We start from the raw sequence: 16,041 nt of genomic DNA, 5'->3' as shown, positions 1-16,041 counted from the left end.
CCCCCCAATGACCAATCCGCTTTTTCCTGCCGACTCCGACGCCGCTGATTCCGGAGCGAATTATTTTGGCGCGAACTCTTCCGGCGCTGATTCCCCCACCGAGAATTTTGCCGCGAATCCGCTGGCTGACGGCAGTACACCCGCCACCACCGCCGTGCGCCGGCTGCGTCCGCGGCTTGGAACGATCCTCTGGGGCATCCTGCTCCTGGCCTTTGCCGCCTATATGGTGATCGTCACGCTGCTACCGGTGCCGCCCGACCCCACCCTCTGGCTGCTCGGCGGCGTGATCGTCGTCGGGCTGGGCCTCGTCGTGGCCGGCATCGCCGCCGCTGCCCGTCGCGCCGACTGACCGGTCGGGAGCATCCTGATCGGCTACAGGGTCAGCCCGACCAGTACCGGCTCAGCCTGCAGGTTCACGCCGAACTCGGCTTGCACCCGGCCGAGCACATACCGGGCCAGTTCGGCCACCTCCTCGGCGGTAGCGCCGCCGGTATTCGTTAGGGCGAGGGTGTGTTTGCTCGACACTGCGGCTTTCGAACCCGGGAGACGAAACCCCCGGTGGACACCGGACTGCTCGATCAGCCAGGCGGCGCTGAGTTTGACCAGACGCACGGGTTCCTCGCCGGGAATCGGCCCAACACCCATATATTCCTCAAGTGGAATAACTCGGTCGGCGGGCTCGGCGTCGAGTGGCCAGCGCGGCGCGTTTGTGGGCAGAGTGCGCGCAAATCCCTCGGTCACGATCGGGTTGGTGAAAAACGATCCGGCGCTGAACGTGTCGGGGTCATTCGGGTCGAGCACCATGCCCTTGCTGGCGCGCAGGCCGAGAACTGTGGCACGCACAATCTGCAGTGGCACCCGGTCGCTCACCTGCACTCCGAGTGCTCCCGCGAGTTGGGCATACTTCAGGGGCTGCCCCAGAGTGCTTCCCAAAACGGATGCCTCTGCCGCGGTATCGTGCAGCTCCAGTTCCAGCGCCAGCACTACGCCGCGCAGCCCCTGCTTGAGCACCGAGGTGCGGTAGCCGAGGCCGAGTTCGGAGCGCTCGAGACGATCCACCTCACCGGTTTCGTAGGAGAGAAAATCGATCGCAATGAGGCTGTCGGAGAGTTCCTGGCCGTAGGCACCAATGTTCTGCACGGGCGCAGCGCCGCACGATCCCGGGATGCCGGACAACGCCTCAATTCCGGACCAGCCACGCTCGACCGTGTACGCGACCAGGTCATCCCACGGCTCACCGGCCTGCACGCGCAAGCGGATCCGGTCGGCGAGGGGTGCTGCGACCGGTTCGACATCGTCGCCGTCTCCGCCTGCAGCCCCGTCAATGACCCCGTCAGCGGCATCCGCTTCGCTGCCCGGTTCAGCGCCGCCAGCGAGCACCTCGATGCCGCGGGTCACCACCTGAATGACGATGCCGTCGAAGCCCTCGTCGGCGACGACGGTGTTGGAGCCGCCGCCCAGCAGCAGCCAGTTTTCGTCCATGCCCCAGACGACGAGGGTCTCGTCAATGAGATCCTGTTCGGTCACCGGCGCCACCCGCGCTGCGGGTGGTCCACCGACGCCGAAGGTCGTGAGCGTGCTCAGGGCAACGGGTTCCAGCATGACTGATCTCCTCAGGCCAGGTTGACGCGCGCCTGCGCCTTGCCGAGAACCGTCGCGCCGTTGAAGGTCACAACGAGGTCGATGCGTGCCACCGTGGCTTCGAGGTCGAGGGCGCCCACCTTGGCGACCACGGTCACGGTGGCGCCAGCCGTGGCGTCGACGAAGACCGGGCGGGTGAACCGCACCTGGTAGTCGATGACCCGGGCCGGGTCGCCGGCCCAGTCGACGACCGGCTGCACGGCCAGGCCCATCGTGAGCATGCCGTGGGCGAGCACGCCCGACAAACCCACCGACTGCGCCACGTCATCGCGGTAGTGGATGGGGTTGAAATCACCGGATGCCCCGGCGTAGTGCACCAGGGAATCGCGGGTCAGGGCAAAGTTTGCCTCGGCGACGATGCTGCCAACCGAGAGGTCACTCATAGCGGGGGTCATTCGTCTCCCCTGACGACGAGGGTGGAGATGGCGGTCACGACGTGGGCGCCGGACGCGTCGACGATCGTGGACTCGGCGGTCACCATCGAGTGGCCTCCGAGAGTTTTAATGCTCGTCACCGCGAGGGTCGCCGTGAGTTCGTCGCCGGCGACGATCGGGCGGGTAAAGGTGAACCGCTGGTCGCCGTGCACGACGCGAGTGAAGTCAATGCCGCCATCCGGCTCGGCCAGCAGCTGCGCCAGGGTCGCCTCCTGCACGACCACGGCGAACGTGGGCGGGGCGACGACGTCGGTATGGCCGGCCGCGCGGGCCGCTTCGGGGTCGTGGTTGATCGGGTTGGTCGCGAACACGGCGCGCGAGAATTCGCGCACCTTTTCACGGCCGACAAGATACGGTGCGACCGGCGGAAAGACCCGCCCCTGCAACTCTGGGTTCACTGACACCCGTCGAGTCTACTAAGAGAGCTCCCGCAGACGGTCAGAAGCCGACCTCGAGAGGGCGCACACTTATAACCGTGAAATGTGTATCCGTACGCCTCGGCGACCCCGAGGTAGCTCCCCTGCTGCTTGACCTGCACCGTGAATATGAAACCCGATACGGCGACGGTGATTCCGTGCACGACGTCAATGGGACCGAGTTTGAGCCGCCCAACGGCGGCTTCCTGGTGATCGTCGACGGCGACACCACGGTTGCCGGCGGCGGCCTGCACCGGTACAACGCCACCACAGCCGAGGTCAAGCGCATGTGGACCAACCCGAACTACCGCCGCCAGGGGCACGCGCGCACGATCCTGCGCGAACTCGAGTCCCTCGCTCGCGCTCTCGGCTACGAACGGATGCGCCTGGAGACCGGCTACGCCCAGCCCGAAGCTCTCGCCCTGTACGCCAGCCTCGGCTACAACAACATCGGCAACTACGGCATCTACGAGCACGCCTCCGGCTTCGAAATCGACCTCACCTGATGTGCCGCGTGCTGTGTGCTGTGTGCTGTGTGCTGTGTGCTGTGTGCTGTGTGAAAGTTAGGCGGTGGGGATGACCAGACCGCCCCAGGTGTCGGTCATGTACTTCTGGGTCTCGGGGGCACGCAGCAGCTCGAGCAGCTTGAGCACGCGCGGGTCGTTCGCCAGTTCAGGCGTCGTCGCGAGCACGTTGGAGTACGGGCTGTCCGCACCCTCGATGAGGAGGGCCTGTTCTCCGGTCAGGCCGGCCGGCAGCGCGAAGGTGATCGTGACGAAGGCGACATCGACGTCGGGCAGCGCCTGCGGCAGGGTCGCGTTCTCCACCTCCACGAAGTCGTAGTCATGCGGGTTGCCGGTCACGTCGGCGACGGAGGTCGGCTCATCGCCGAGCTTGATGAGGCCCTCGGCGGCGAGCATCTTCAGCGCGCGGCCCTCGTTGGTCGGATCGTTGGGGATGGCGATCCGGGCGCCGTCGTCGAGGTCATCCAGGCTCGTGATCTTGTCGCTGTAGAACGCGGCGCTCGGCAGGTAGACCGAGCCCAGGCTCACCAGGTCGCCGCCGGTCGCGGTGTTGAAGGTTTCGAGGAAGGTCTCGTTCTGAAACAGGTTGGCGTCGATCGATCCGTCGGCGAGGGCAACGTTGGGGGTGTTGTAATCGGTGAAGTCTTTGTAGACGATGTTGAGTCCGGCATCGGCCGCGAGGTTGTCTTGCACGAAGTTGAGAATGTCGCCGGCCGGTGTCGCGAGAGCGCCGACGTTGATCGTGCCGAGGCTCGACGAGTCAGTCGCGGCGGGCGTCTGGGCGCAAGCCGACAAACCAAGCAGAGCGGATGCTGCGAGAGCGACGCCGGCAACACGGCCGACGGGGGTGGTGAGCTTCATGGGTTCTCTTTTTCTGGTTGCTGTGTGGAACTAAATGGCGGTGGGAACGGAGGTGCGGGTGCGCGCCGGCCGGGCGCGGTGGGAGAAGCGGCGGGCCAGCCAGGTTGCGGTCCCCTGCAAAATCATGACGATGATGAAGATGAGGATGATGACGGCGACCATGTGAATGGTGCTGTAGCGCTGGTAGCCGTACTGGATGGCAACCTGGCCGAGTCCGCCGCCGGCGACGGTGCCGACCATCGCGGAGAAGTTGATGATCGACGTCACGGTGGTGGAGAGCCCCAGGATCAGCGTCGAGAGCGACTCGGGCACGAGCACCTTCGACACGATCTGCCAGCGCGTCGCCCCGAGGGATTCAGCGGCTTCGATCAGACCGGAGTCGACCTCTTTAATGGCGATCTCGACCATGCGGGCAAAGAACGGGATGGCAACGACGGCCAGCGGCACGATGGCGGCCGTGGAACCGATGAAGGTACCAACGATCAGCCGGGTGAGGGGAATCAGCGCCACCATGAGAATGATGAACGGCACCGAGCGGCCGAGGTTGACGATGAATTCCAACACCCGGTTGATTACGCGGCCCAGCGGCCGGGAGCCGAACGGTGCCGCGAAGAGTCCGCCGCGCTCGGTGCCGACCAGCACGATACCCAATGGCAGCCCGACCAGGACGGTGAGCAGCAGGGCGATGCCGACCATATAGAGGGTCTCACCGGTGCCGACCAGAAGTACCTGGAAAAGTCCCGACCAGAAGTCGGGAGCCGTGGGGTCGATCATGCGTGTGCACCTTCCGCAGACGATGAGGAAGAGGGGGTCCATGAAGCAGCGCCGTCGCCGACGATTTCTACAAGCAGGCCCTGCCCGCGCAGGTCGGCGATCGGGGCGGCGTTGGCCACCGGGGAGCCGGGCAGTTCCAGACGTGTGCGCCCGGCCTGCTTACCACCGATGGTCTCGACGGCGGCACCGAGAATGCTCACGTCGAGACCGTAGTTGCGGGCCAGCTGGGCAATCACCGGCCGATCGGCCGAGCCGCCGCTGAAGGTGATTTCGATCACGGTGTTGCCGGCGTGGGGCGGAACCTCGCCGAGGGGGAACAGTTCGTGCGCGAGCCGGGAGCCGGGGGTGGAAATAAGCGACACGATGGAACCCTGCTCGAGGATGCGGCCATGTTCGAGCATGGCGGCCGAGTCGCAGACTCGTTTGACGACATCCATTTCATGCGTGATCAGCAGCACGGTGAGGCCGAGTTGCACGTTGATGGTCTTGACCAGGTCGAGAATCGACCGCGTCGTCTCGGGATCGAGGGCGCTGGTGGCTTCGTCGGAGAGCAGTATTTTGGGATTACCGGCGAGCGCACGGGCGATGCCAACGCGTTGCTTCTGCCCGCCGGAGAGTTCGGCGGGATAGGCTCCGGCCTTGTCACCGAGGCCGACCAGGTCGAGAATCTCCAACGAGCGACGGCGACGTTCCGCACCGGTGACGCCGACAATCTCCAGGCCCAGCTCAACATTTCCCTGCGCGGTACGCCCCGCCAGCAGGTTGAAATGCTGAAACACCATGCCGATCTTGCGGCGGGCCACGCGCAGCTGGTCGGGCGAGAGCAGAGTGAGCTCATCGCCGTCAACGGTCACCGTGCCGCTGGTCGGGCGTTCCAGCAGGTTGACCGCACGGATGAGTGTGCTCTTGCCGGCACCGCTCTGGCCGATAACACCGAAAATTTCACCGCGGGCAACGTCGAGGCTGACGTCGTCGAGCGCGGTCGTTGCCCCGGTACCAGACCCGAAGGTCTTGGAGACGTGTTTGATGGAGATCATGGGGCACCCGGGCCTGTCGTCGCGCGGTACCCGTTTACCGCAACAGTTCCAGTCTTGCGAACCAAACCCGGCTTGCCAAATCGTCGATTGCTTCTATTGCGTCGTATTACCGGGATGAGATCGCCGTCTGGGACCGGATTCGATGGCCCCCGCCGCCACGGGGAGGTAGCGTTAGAGGGCTATGCAAAACAAATTGATTCCGCACCCCGACCTTCCGATCGACCTGCCGACCGACGAGCGCATTCGCGCCGCTGTCGCGCACTACGGCGAGAGCGTCGTCGTCGACAACGCTGTGGCGCTGTTGCGGGCTAAGAATGCCGGAAAAGACTTTTTGCTCTACGCCGGCGGACGCCACGCCCTCGGTATCCTCGAGGGTGCCCCCGCGCTGTACTGGCCTGAGCTGTGGGGTGCCCGCGCGCTGCTGCACGTCTGGGGCGAATCGGCCGCGCCGTACATCGTCGTCGGCCTCACCAATCAGGCCTGGCGGGTGCGCGAAATGTGCGCCAAGGTTGTGCTGCTGCGCGGCCTGCAGGTCGCGCCCAAACTCGTGCGTCTCACCACCGATGAAAACCCACGAGTACGTTCTGCGGCGCTGCACGCCCTGGCCGACCAGGGCACGGCCGACAACATCGCCACGATCGAGGTGCGCCTGCGCGACTCCGACAAGGAGGTGCGCCGTGCGGCCCAACAGGCCCGCGACGCTATTCGCGGCCGTCTGAAGCTGACTGAACCGACCGTCGAAGCCGAAACGGACACCGAGGCGTAAATCGCCCGGTGGCCGGCTTGCGGCCATCGCGGGGGCCGGATCTAGGGTCGTCGCAGCAACGCCCCCTCGTGCCGGCAGGTAGCTGCGGCCGTGAGCATGGCGTCGACCAGCAGCGCCCGCCAGGCCACTGCATCGCGCGGCATCCCGGCGTTTAGGATCGTGCAGACGGATGCCGCAAGCGTCGCGTCCCCCGCTCCCATCGTGTCAATGACCGGGCCGTCGAGCTCCGCAATCGGAACACTGATCGGGTCGCTGCCGGCGACGGTGACCGAAGCCCCCAGACGCCCAGCTGTCGCCAGCACACTGTGCGCGCCGCCGTCAACCAGCCGTTCCCGCAGTTCATCGAGCGTGCTCTCGTAGAGCAGGTCGGCGTCATCGTCGCCCACCTTCACGAGCAGGCTCCGCGCGGCGAGCGCCTCAAAGTTGCGCACGAACCTCGGACCGTCGTGCAGCATCCCGGCACGCGGGTTCGGGTCGATGACCAGACGATGATCCGGGTCGGTCACACAGGCCGCGAATGCTTCGGTCTGTGCGGTGTCGTCGAACGGAAAACAACTCACAACGATGAGTTCGGCGCCAGCCAGCGCGGCCCGCTCCTCGGCACCGAAGTCAATGCGTCGCCCCTTGGCTGCGTCGTTGAAGAAGTAGCGGGGTTCGCCGTCCGTGCGATCGGACACCGCACGCGACGAGCCCAGCGGCCCGGGCGTAGCGATCAGCTGCACGCCGAACTGATCGAGAACGGCTCGCAGCGCGGCACCGTCAGCGTCGTCACCGACCATGGCGATGAGGGTCGTCGGCACCCCGAGCACGGCGAGACCCACGGCCACGTTCAGGGCGGCACCGCCGGCGAATTCCCGGCTCGCCTCCGAGTCGCGCAACACGTCGATAAGGGCGTCGCCGACGACGACGACACGGGCGGAGGTGCTGTTCTGGGTCATGCGGTCCATTCTTTCAGCCGGCCAGCGCTCCCACGAGTGCGGACACAGAAAACAGCCGTCACGAGAATCAATGACTCTCCTGACGGCTGCTCTCCTGCAGCGCTAGGCGCTCTTGCGTCCTGATATCGATCGCATCAGGAACATGATCACCGCAACAATGGCGAGCACGATACCGACCCAGATCAGAAACTGAAGCGACTGCACCAGTCCACCGGTAATGAGCAGTACCACCGCAACAATGGCCACAATTATCAGTAACGGGTTCATAATCCGACCTTTCATTCATGCGCGGGAAGGTCCCGATCGTAAGGATAATACCCCCCCAATGGGGAGGAAGAGCGGATGCCGGCTCCCGGCATCCGCTCGCGTGTCGCGGCCGGCACGCGACCGGCTGACGGCCTCTTACGCGCCGAGGTACGCGTCAATGATGCGCGGGTCGTTCAGCAGGTCGGACGCCTGGCCCTCGACCGTGGTGACACCGCTCTCAATGACGTAGGCGCGGTCGGTGACCCGCAAGGCGGCACGCGCGTTCTGTTCCACCAGCAACACTGTCGTGCCCTCCTCGCGAATCTCCCTGATCACGTCCATCACCTGGTTGACGATCAGCGGCGCGAGCCCCATCGAGGGCTCGTCGAGCATAAGCATCTTCGGGCCGGCGATGAGGCCGCGACCGATGGCGAGCATCTGCTGCTCGCCGCCGGACAGCGTGCCCCCCTGCTGGGCGCGCCGCTCGAACAAGAGCGGCAGCAGGGCGAACACGTGCTCGATGCGCTTGGCCACGACGCCGCGATCCTTAACCAGAAAACCACCGAGCTGCAGGTTCTCCAGCACGGAGAGCGTACTGAAAATGCGCCGACCCTCCGGAACATGAATGAGCCCGGCCCCGACGACATCCCAGGGATTGGCCCGGCTGATGTCATTGCCGTCGAAGGTCAGCTTTCCGGAGCCGACCTTGACCAACGCCGATGCGGTGGAGAGGGTGGTCGTCTTGCCGGCACCGTTATTGCCGAGCAGGGCGACAATCTCACCTTCGTCAACGTGCAGGCTCAGCCCACGCAGGGCCTGCACCTTGCCGTAATAGACCTCGACATTGTCGAATTCAAGCATTGTCATCGATCTCCACCTCCTCGTCCTTGCCGAGGTAGGCCTCAATCACGGCGGGATTCGCCTTGACTTCGGCCGGGGTTCCCTCAGCGATCTCGCGACCGAAGTTCATCACCACGATGCGCTCCGACAGTTCCATAACCAGCCCCATATCGTGCTCGATCAGCACAATTGAGGTGCCGAGGTCACGGATGCGGCGGCACAGTTCCAGCAGATTCTGCTTCTCCGTATAGTTCAGGCCGGCGGCCGGTTCATCGAGCAGGAGCAGCTTGGATTTTCGGGCCAATGCCCGGGAAATCTCGACCTGCTTCTGCTGCCCGTACGAGAGGTTGGCGATCGGCACCCCTCGAGGACCCTCAAAGTTGACGAAGTCGAGCCAGTAGTGCGCTTCGGCCGTATATGCGGCTTCGCTGCGCTTGAACCGGGGCGTGTGGAAAATCGCGTCCGCCCAGCTCTGACCCCGATTAAGGTGCATTCCGGCGCGCACATTGTCGAGCACGGTGAGGTCATTGAACAGCCGCAAGTTCTGAAACGTGCGGGCAACGCCGACGGCAGCGATGTCGGCCGGGCGGTGGCCGGTGATATCGGTGCCCTCCATGACGACGGAACCGCCGGTGGGCTTGTAGAAGCCCGTGATGCAGTTGAACGCGCTGGTTTTTCCGGCCCCGTTCGGGCCGATGACAGCGATAATCTCTTTTTCGTGCACATCGAAGGTGAGGCCGTCGACGGCTTTGACACCGCCGAAGGCAATCTGCAGGTCGTTGACCCCGAGTACCACGCTCATCGGCTTTCTCCTCTCGAGACGGCGGCATCCACCGCGGTCTGCGGCTCCGCGCCTGTGCGCTCGTCTTCATGCGGGCGAGCGGGCCACAGCCCCTTCGGACGAAAGACCATGGCGACCACGAGCAGCAGGCCGAAGGCCAGGTACCGGTACTCCGACAGGTCGCGCAGCAACTCCGGAAGCAGGGAGATCACCAGGGCGCCGACGACGACCCCGCGCATATTGCCCATACCGCCGAGCACAACGGCCATCAGCACGAGGGCCGACTGCAGAAAGATGAACGTCTTCGGCGAGATTGCTGTGAGGTGCGAAGCGAACAGTACGCCCGCGAAACCACCCCAGACCGCACCGAAGATGTAGGCCATGAGCTTCACCTTGTAGGTGTGGATGCCCATTGCCTCCGCGGCGTCCTCGTCTTCACGCACGAAGCGCCAGGCCCGGCCGAGACGCGACTTACCCAGGCGCGCCGAGGCCAGCACGAAGAACGCCACGATGAGGATGGTCACGTAGTAGAACACGGCCGGGCTGTGCACGCTGAAATCGCCGAAGGTCAGCAGCTTGGGAATACCGTAAATACCCGACGGCCCGCCGGTGACGGCGAGGTTGTTGGCTGTGATGCGGGTGATCTCACCAAAACCGAGAGTGACGATCGCGAGGTAGTCGCTGCGCAACCGGAGGGTGGGCGCGCCGATGATGAGCCCGGCCAGAATTGTCATCACCAGCACCGCGGGGATGGTGAAGAACAACGGCAGGTCGAAGGCCCGCGAGACGATGCCCGAGGTGTAGGCGCCCACCGCCATGAAGGCGATGTAGCCGAGGTCGAGCAAGCCACAATAGCCCACGACAATATTGAGACCGGCAGCGAGCATCACAAAGATCGCCGCCGTGGTCATCACGTTGAGCGAGTAGGGCGAGGCCGTGAGCAGCGGTGCCAGCAGGGCCGCGGCGAGGGCGATCCAGCCCAGGTATTTGCTCTCGAGCAGTCCCGATACCTTGGCAGCGACGGGGCCCATGCGACGCGGCGCCTGGCTCTTGAAAGTTGATCCGCTCATGCTAGACACGCTCCGTAACCCGTTCGCCGAGAATTCCGGTCGGACGCAATGTGAGGAAGAGGATCAGCACGACGAAGGAGAATACGTCACGCCACTCTCCGCCGAAGACCGAGGCACCGAAGGCTTCCAGCAGGCCGAGTACCAGGCCGCCGAGCATCGCGCCTTGGATATTGCCGATGCCGCCGATCACGGCAGCGGTGAACGCTTTGAGGCCGATCAGGAACCCCATCATGAAGTCGATTTTTCCGTAGTAGGCACCCGACATGACGCCGGCGGCACCCGCCAGAGCCGAACCGATGAAAAAGGTACGGGTAATCACGGAATTGACGTTGATTCCCATCAACAGGGAACCCTTCATATCGAGTGAAATGGAGCGCATGGCCCGACCGGTCGATGTCTTCTGAATATAGGTATTGAGCGAGATCATCAAAATTGCGGCGATGGCCATGAGCAGCACCTGGGGAAGCGAGATGCGAGCGCCGAGAACATCGAACACGTCGCCCTCGAGTCGCACCGGATAGGAGCGCGGGTTGGAGCCCATGATGGCGCTGACACCGTATTGCAGGGTGAAAGACACACCAACTGCGGTAATGAGCACGGCTAATCGTGGGGCCTTGCGCAGCGGCCGGTAGGCGAAGCGTTCAATCAGAACGCCGGCACCACCGGTGAGGGCCATGCTCACGAGCAACACGACGAGCAGCGCGCCGATGCCCAGGGCACCGGGGAGGCCACCCATCGATGTCAGCATCACGAAGCCGATGAAAGCGCCCAGCATGTAGATGTCACCGTGGGCGAAGTTAAGAAGTTTGATGATGCCGTAGACCATGCTGTAACCCAGCGCGATCAGGGCATAGAACGAGCCGACGAACAGCCCATCCCAGATAATTTGCGTCATGATGTCCCGTTTTCTGTGAACAGTTAAGCGGATGCCGCGGCCTGGGCCGCGGCATCCGCTACGTGGGTCAGAATCTTTTGATCACGGCCAAAGATCAGGACCCAGGGTCAGAACTACTGGATCAGGACAGGTCGTCCTCGAGCGCGAAGGCTCCATCCTGAACGGACAGGATGACGAATCCGCCGCTGGACAGGGTGTGGTCGGCCGTGAAGGTCAACGGGCCGGAGAACATCTTGAACCCGTCAACGGCTTCAAGGGCGGCGATGATGGCGTCGCCGTCGGTGGAACCGGCCTCGTCGATGGCGTGGGCCGCCAGGCGAACCGCGTCGTAGGACTGCAGCGAGAACGGTCCGGGAGCGCTCCCGAAGGCGTCTTCGTAGCTGGCGATCCAGTCGCCGCCGCCTTCGAGGGTGTCGGGGGTCTGGGTCATCGTGGCGAGCACGCCTTCGGCGTTGGCACCGGCGATTTCCGAGATGGAGGCGTCAACGCTGCCGTCGGCAACCATGATCTGGCCCGTGAAACCGGCGTTGCGCAGCTGGTTGATGATGAGCCCGCCTTCTTGGTAGTAGCCGGTCCAGTAGACCAGCTCCGGGTTGGCACTCATGATGTCGCGCACGGCAGCGGAGTAGTCGCTCTCACCCGGGGTGACCGAGGTGCTGAGGGCGACTGTGATTGTGCCGTCTTCTTCGATCAGGCGCTTGGTTTCGGCGGTGATGTCGACCGCGTAGCTGTCGTTGTCGTCGACGAGGGCCACCGAGGCGACGCCGGTCTTCAACATGTACTCGAGAGCGGCGTTGGACTGCTGATTGCCCGTTCCGTTCACGAGAAAGACGTTTTTCTTGCCGGCCTTGACCAGGTCCTGCGAGTTGGCGGCAGGGATGATCATGGGCACGTTGGCCTCTTCAAAGATGGGCAGCTGCGGAAGGGTGGCTCCCGAGCAATAGCCACCGACCGACACGACGGCGCCAGCCGAGACGGCCTTGTTCGCGCTGGCCACCCCCTGCTGGGCATCGCACGCTTCGTCTTCGACGAGCAACTCGAGCTGGCGGCCGTCGAGCACGCCGCCGGCCTCGTTGATTTCGTCCACGGCGAGCTGTGCCGCATTGGACATGTACTCACCGGACGGGGCGCTGGGCCCCGAGATAGGAACGACCATGGCGAGTTTGACCGGGCCGGTGTCATCGCTGCCGGCGTCGTCGCCGCCGAGCAATCCGCCACTGCATCCGGATGTCGCAAAAAGCATCGCTGTGGCGACGCCGAGCAGCAAAGTGCTGCGCTTTGAGATTCTCATGTGTGCCTCTCCTGTGGGAGCGTCGGGCGCGTGTTCTACTCGTCTTGATTGCAAGACGGCTTGGAATAAACGCCCAAACACCCCAGTGCTGTATGACACATTACACACTCGCAGCGTTTTACCAGCTTCCGAACCGGGCTTATCGCGTCTCGCCCGGGGCGCCGCTCCAGCCGGCTACCGTCGCCAAATGATTCGCCGTCAGCTCGCTCAGCGCGGCCGAATCTCCGTTCGCGAGCAGATCAAGCATGACGTGATGTTCCCGCGCTGTTCCCCAGAGTTCATCACTTTGCATCATCGCGGCGATGCTCACCATTCGGGTCTGGGCGCGCAGCTCCCCGACCATGTCGACGAGCCGTGAGCTGCCGTGCAACGCCAGAATTCCCAGGTGAAACCGACGGTCAGCGGCGAGAAAGCCCGCCAGATCTTTCTGCCGCGCATGCTCGGAGATCTCGTCAGCCACGCTGCGCCACAGCTCAATCTGGTCGGCATCGAGGGTTCCGGCAAGGGCGCCCATCGTGGGCGCCTCCAGCAGCTGGCGCAACTCAATAACCTCGCGCAGGTCCTGGTCGCTCATCTGGGTCACCCGAAACCCCTTGTTGCGTACCGCGGTCACAAAACCCCGTTGTTCCAGATCGAGCATCGCCTCCCGAACTGGGGTGGCCGACACCTCGAAGCGGATGGCGAGGGTCGGCACCGTCACGAGAGCCCCGGGAGCGAGTTCTCCGGTGTTGATCGCGGCCGCCAGCGACTGCGCAATGCGGTCCCGCAACGTTGAACCCTGCTCTACTTTTTGAATCAAAAACACCTCGGTGGCTCCTCACTGACACACGCGACCACGGCGAGCCTCGTGCCGCCAGTATCCACTGCCCCGTCCTAAATGGGTAATGCGGCCGGGCCGCGAACGGGTCCGCTCGGTAACATTGAGCAACCTCTGGAGCCCATGCGACACTTCACCCTGACCCAGTTGCGGTATTTCGCCGTCGTCGCCGAGCTGGAAAGCATGACGAAGGCCGCCGCCCGACTACTGGTGAGCCAATCCGCCGTATCGACGGCCATGGCGGAGTTGGAGCGCACGCTCGGCGCCCAACTCTTTCTGCGCAGTCCCTCGACCGGACTCAAGCTCACCCCCACCGGCCGCCGGTTCGCGCTCGATCTGAAAGGGTTTCTCGACCACGCCGATTCCCTGTTCGAATCTGCCTACGGTGCCGCGGAGTCGCTTTCCGGAGAGCTGACCGTGGGCGTGTTCTCGCCGCTCGCCTCGTTTCGACTGCCGGCCATTCTCAAGGCCTTCGAGGCCACCCATCCCGGCGTTGACGTAACTTTTCTGGAGGCCGACCTCGCATCCCTGCAGACCGCTCTGCTCGAGGGGCGCTGCGATCTCGCGCTCATGTATGGGCACGGGCTCGGCCGGGCTTTCGCCAGTCAGGTGCTCGAGCGCGTTCCCCCACACGTCATCGTTCCGGCCAGCCACCGAGCCGCGAACACCCCCGGTCAGGAGATCTCCCTGAGCGACCTCGCCGGTGAGCCGCTCATTCTGCTCGACTTGCCGCACAGTCGGGAGTACTACGAGAGCCTGTTCGCGCTGGCCGGGGTGACGCCCAACGTGCGCCACCGGTTCGCCGGCTACGAAACAGTGCGTTCCTTCGTCGCCCAGGGACACGGCTACGCCCTGCTCAACCAGCGGGTGTACAACGATGTGCCGTATTCCGGCGGTCGGGTCGTACCGCTGCGGCTGATCGATGAATTCCCACCGAGCGAGGTCATGCTCGTGCGCTTGCGCACCGCCCTGCCCACCCGGCGCGCGCTCGCGTTTGAAGAGATCTGCCGACGTTTGTATGGAGCAACCACCGCCTAGCCATCACCAAAACCGATGCGGTCGGTCAAGAGAATCAATTGGACAAGGGTGAACGGTGACGAGCAAGCTTGACCACAATCAGCCGCAGTCCCCCGGCATCGCCCCGTGTGACCGGGATCCGGCTGACCATGATCAAGGAGGATCAGTGTTCGAGCAGACGATTCATGTGTCGCCCCGGTTACCAAACAGCGGATGCGCCGCAATATGACCGACACACGGCCCGCGCAGAGTTCACGGGTCAGAAATGAAGCGGCGAGCGCCGGAATCATGCCGATCGTACGGTGGATTTCATGACCACGACCGCAGCCACCGCCCCGATCAGTCCGCCAGCCGAGACCGCTCCCCGCCAGAAAATCACCGGCTTGCAAAAGCGGGTTCTGCTCGGCGGCAGCATCGGCCAATTCATCGAGTTCTACGACTTCACGCTGTATGGCTTGACGGCGGTGATCTTCTCCCAGCTGTTCTTCCCCAGCTCGGACCCCATCCTCGCCCTGCTGGCCACCTTCGCCACCTTCGGCGTAGCGTTCGTGGTTCGCCCCCTCGGCGGCCTGTTCTTCGGCGCCCTCGGCGACCGGATCGGACGACGCAAGGTACTCGCCATCACCCTGCTCGCCATCGGCACCGCGACCGCGTGCATGGGATTGCTGCCGACCTTTGACCAGATTGGCTTCTGGGCTCCCCTGCTCCTGCTGCTGCTGCGTCTCGTGCAGGGCTTCTCGGCCGGCGGCGAATCGGTCGGCGCTCCCTCGTTCGTCTTCGAACACGCACCGATCGACCGACGCGGCCTCTGGTTGAACTTGACCATCGCCGCGACCGCGCTGCCATCCGTGTTCGCCGGCACGATGATCCTCATCCTCAGCCAGAGCATGTCCGATGAGTCGTTTATAGCCTGGGGCTGGCGCTTGCCGTTCCTGCTTGCCCTTCCCCTCGCGCTGTTCGGTGTCTGGATTCGTAGCAAAACCAGCGAGAGCAAGTCGTTCACCGACGCCCAAGCCACCGCTCCCGCAGAATTCAGCCCGGTCAAGGAATCCTTTCGCGAAAACAAGCTGCGCATGGTGCAGGTCATATTCGTTATGGGCCTCACCGCGATGGGCTTCTACTTTCTGTCGGCCTACTTTGTGGCATACGTGCAGACCACGGGAAACCTCAGCCGCGAGCAGTCTCTGCTGGCCAATGCGGCCGCCCTCGCCCTCTACGCCGTGCTGTTGCCGATCGGCGGGCGCATTGGAGACCGGGTCGGGCGCAAGCCCATGCTGATCGCCGGTTCCGCCGCTATCGCCATTCTCTCCGTTCCGAGTTTCATGCTCGTCACCAGCGGTAGCCTGCCGCTGGCGCTGCTCGGCCAGATGCTGTTCGTCATTCCGCTGTGCATCTATGGCGGCGGCTGCTACACCTTCTTCGTTGAGATCTTCACGACCAGAACCCGCTTCACGAGTGCTGCCGTGAGCTACAACCTCGGCTACGCCATCTTCGGCGGCACCGCACCGCTTATCGGTACCGCCCTCGTAGCCAGCTCCGGCGTGTCTTTCGCCCCGGGCTTCTATATGGCCGGTGCCGCCGTGATCGTGTTTCTGCTCGTGACCCTCACCAAGGTGCCCGAGACGCGGGGGCGGATGGGCTGAGCGCGCCGCAGCATCCGTTCCGTCATCACCCACTTTCAAAGGAGCTTCCC

Annotated in this window: 19 protein-coding genes; 5 read left to right on the top strand and 14 right to left on the bottom strand. The window is 64.2% G+C overall.

Going from position 1 to position 16,041, the window contains the following annotated elements; genetic code table 11:
- The first annotated feature begins 7 nt into the window (after window positions 1–7).
- The gene (locus tag QMK22_RS16470; RefSeq protein ID WP_283498734.1) at window positions 8–349 is read left to right on the top strand and encodes a hypothetical protein; all 342 of its coding nucleotides are present in this window, start codon (window positions 8–10) and stop codon (window positions 347–349) included.
- A 23-nt stretch (window positions 350–372) separates the two neighbouring features.
- Here QMK22_RS16470 and QMK22_RS16465 read toward each other — a convergent pair whose 3' ends face one another.
- The 3 genes from QMK22_RS16465 to QMK22_RS16455 are packed head-to-tail and all read right to left on the bottom strand — an operon-like array spanning window position 373 to window position 2,479.
- Window positions 373–1,602, bottom strand: a complete 1,230-nt coding sequence (locus QMK22_RS16465) for a UDP-N-acetylmuramate dehydrogenase (protein ID WP_283498733.1) — start codon at window positions 1,600–1,602, stop codon at window positions 373–375.
- Window positions 1,603–1,613: 11 nt separating this feature from the next.
- Window positions 1,614–2,024, bottom strand: a complete 411-nt coding sequence (locus tag QMK22_RS16460) for a MaoC family dehydratase (protein WP_502857916.1) — start codon at window positions 2,022–2,024, stop codon at window positions 1,614–1,616.
- Window positions 2,025–2,032: 8 nt separating this feature from the next.
- Window positions 2,033–2,479 (bottom strand): FAS1-like dehydratase domain-containing protein, encoded by a 447-nt coding sequence (locus QMK22_RS16455; protein WP_283498731.1) that lies wholly within the window; start codon window positions 2,477–2,479, stop codon window positions 2,033–2,035.
- Between the two features lie 71 nt (window positions 2,480–2,550).
- Between QMK22_RS16455 and QMK22_RS16450 the strand changes: the two genes are divergently transcribed.
- A complete protein-coding gene (locus tag QMK22_RS16450) occupies window positions 2,551–2,997 on the top strand; it encodes a GNAT family N-acetyltransferase (RefSeq protein ID WP_283498730.1) in 447 nt (148 codons plus the stop codon).
- A 57-nt stretch (window positions 2,998–3,054) separates the two neighbouring features.
- Here QMK22_RS16450 and QMK22_RS16445 read toward each other — a convergent pair whose 3' ends face one another.
- Genes QMK22_RS16445 through QMK22_RS16435 form a run of 3 tightly spaced genes read right to left on the bottom strand, consistent with a single transcriptional unit; the run spans window position 3,055 to window position 5,687 of the window.
- Entirely contained in the window at window positions 3,055–3,876 is an 822-nt protein-coding gene (locus QMK22_RS16445; RefSeq protein ID WP_283498729.1) for a MetQ/NlpA family ABC transporter substrate-binding protein, read from the bottom strand.
- Between the two features lie 30 nt (window positions 3,877–3,906).
- Complete coding sequence (locus QMK22_RS16440) at window positions 3,907–4,650, bottom strand: methionine ABC transporter permease (RefSeq protein WP_283498728.1); 744 nt, start codon at window positions 4,648–4,650, stop codon at window positions 3,907–3,909.
- Window positions 4,647–5,687, bottom strand: a complete 1,041-nt coding sequence (locus QMK22_RS16435; protein WP_283498727.1) for a methionine ABC transporter ATP-binding protein — start codon at window positions 5,685–5,687, stop codon at window positions 4,647–4,649. Before QMK22_RS16435 ends, QMK22_RS16440 begins: the two co-directional genes overlap by 4 nt.
- A 181-nt stretch (window positions 5,688–5,868) precedes the next feature.
- Here QMK22_RS16435 and QMK22_RS16430 point away from each other — a divergent pair, with 181 nt between their 5' ends.
- Complete coding sequence (locus QMK22_RS16430) at window positions 5,869–6,453, top strand: HEAT repeat domain-containing protein (RefSeq protein WP_283498726.1); 585 nt, start codon at window positions 5,869–5,871, stop codon at window positions 6,451–6,453.
- Between the two features lie 41 nt (window positions 6,454–6,494).
- Here QMK22_RS16430 and QMK22_RS16425 read toward each other — a convergent pair whose 3' ends face one another.
- From QMK22_RS16425 to QMK22_RS16390, 8 genes are all read right to left on the bottom strand, one after another.
- Window positions 6,495–7,391, bottom strand: coding sequence for a PfkB family carbohydrate kinase (locus tag QMK22_RS16425; protein ID WP_283498725.1), 897 nt, complete (start codon window positions 7,389–7,391; stop codon window positions 6,495–6,497).
- A 102-nt stretch (window positions 7,392–7,493) separates the two neighbouring features.
- Entirely contained in the window at window positions 7,494–7,658 is a 165-nt protein-coding gene (locus QMK22_RS16420; RefSeq protein WP_283498724.1) for a hypothetical protein, read from the bottom strand.
- A gap of 135 nt (window positions 7,659–7,793) precedes the next feature.
- Window positions 7,794–8,504, bottom strand: a complete 711-nt coding sequence (locus tag QMK22_RS16415; protein WP_283498723.1) for an ABC transporter ATP-binding protein — start codon at window positions 8,502–8,504, stop codon at window positions 7,794–7,796.
- Window positions 8,491–9,279 (bottom strand): ABC transporter ATP-binding protein, encoded by a 789-nt coding sequence (locus QMK22_RS16410; protein ID WP_283498722.1) that lies wholly within the window; start codon window positions 9,277–9,279, stop codon window positions 8,491–8,493. Before QMK22_RS16410 ends, QMK22_RS16415 begins: the two co-directional genes overlap by 14 nt.
- On the bottom strand, window positions 9,276–10,328 hold the full coding sequence (locus tag QMK22_RS16405; RefSeq protein WP_283498721.1) for a branched-chain amino acid ABC transporter permease: 1,053 nt from the start codon (window positions 10,326–10,328) through the stop codon (window positions 9,276–9,278). Before QMK22_RS16405 ends, QMK22_RS16410 begins: the two co-directional genes overlap by 4 nt.
- A gap of 1 nt (window position 10,329) precedes the next feature.
- A complete protein-coding gene (locus tag QMK22_RS16400; protein WP_283498720.1) occupies window positions 10,330–11,223 on the bottom strand; it encodes a branched-chain amino acid ABC transporter permease in 894 nt (297 codons plus the stop codon).
- 121 nt (window positions 11,224–11,344) lie between these two features.
- Window positions 11,345–12,514, bottom strand: a complete 1,170-nt coding sequence (locus QMK22_RS16395; RefSeq protein ID WP_283498719.1) for a branched-chain amino acid ABC transporter substrate-binding protein — start codon at window positions 12,512–12,514, stop codon at window positions 11,345–11,347.
- A gap of 139 nt (window positions 12,515–12,653) precedes the next feature.
- Complete coding sequence (locus QMK22_RS16390) at window positions 12,654–13,283, bottom strand: GntR family transcriptional regulator (RefSeq protein WP_283498718.1); 630 nt, start codon at window positions 13,281–13,283, stop codon at window positions 12,654–12,656.
- 171 nt (window positions 13,284–13,454) lie between these two features.
- Here QMK22_RS16390 and QMK22_RS16385 point away from each other — a divergent pair, with 171 nt between their 5' ends.
- Entirely contained in the window at window positions 13,455–14,369 is a 915-nt protein-coding gene (locus QMK22_RS16385) for a LysR family transcriptional regulator (RefSeq protein ID WP_283498717.1), read from the top strand.
- A 290-nt stretch (window positions 14,370–14,659) separates the two neighbouring features.
- Complete coding sequence (locus QMK22_RS16380; protein ID WP_283498716.1) at window positions 14,660–15,991, top strand: MFS transporter; 1,332 nt, start codon at window positions 14,660–14,662, stop codon at window positions 15,989–15,991.
- Window positions 15,992–16,041: the final 50 nt, after the last annotated feature.

Origin of the sequence: Cryobacterium sp. PH29-G1, assembly GCF_030063365.1 — a bacterium.
Taxonomy (GTDB): Bacteria; Actinomycetota; Actinomycetes; order Actinomycetales; family Microbacteriaceae; genus Cryobacterium.
The sequence above is the reverse complement of the archived record's forward strand: the minus strand, read 5'-3'. Positions and strand labels throughout refer to the sequence as shown.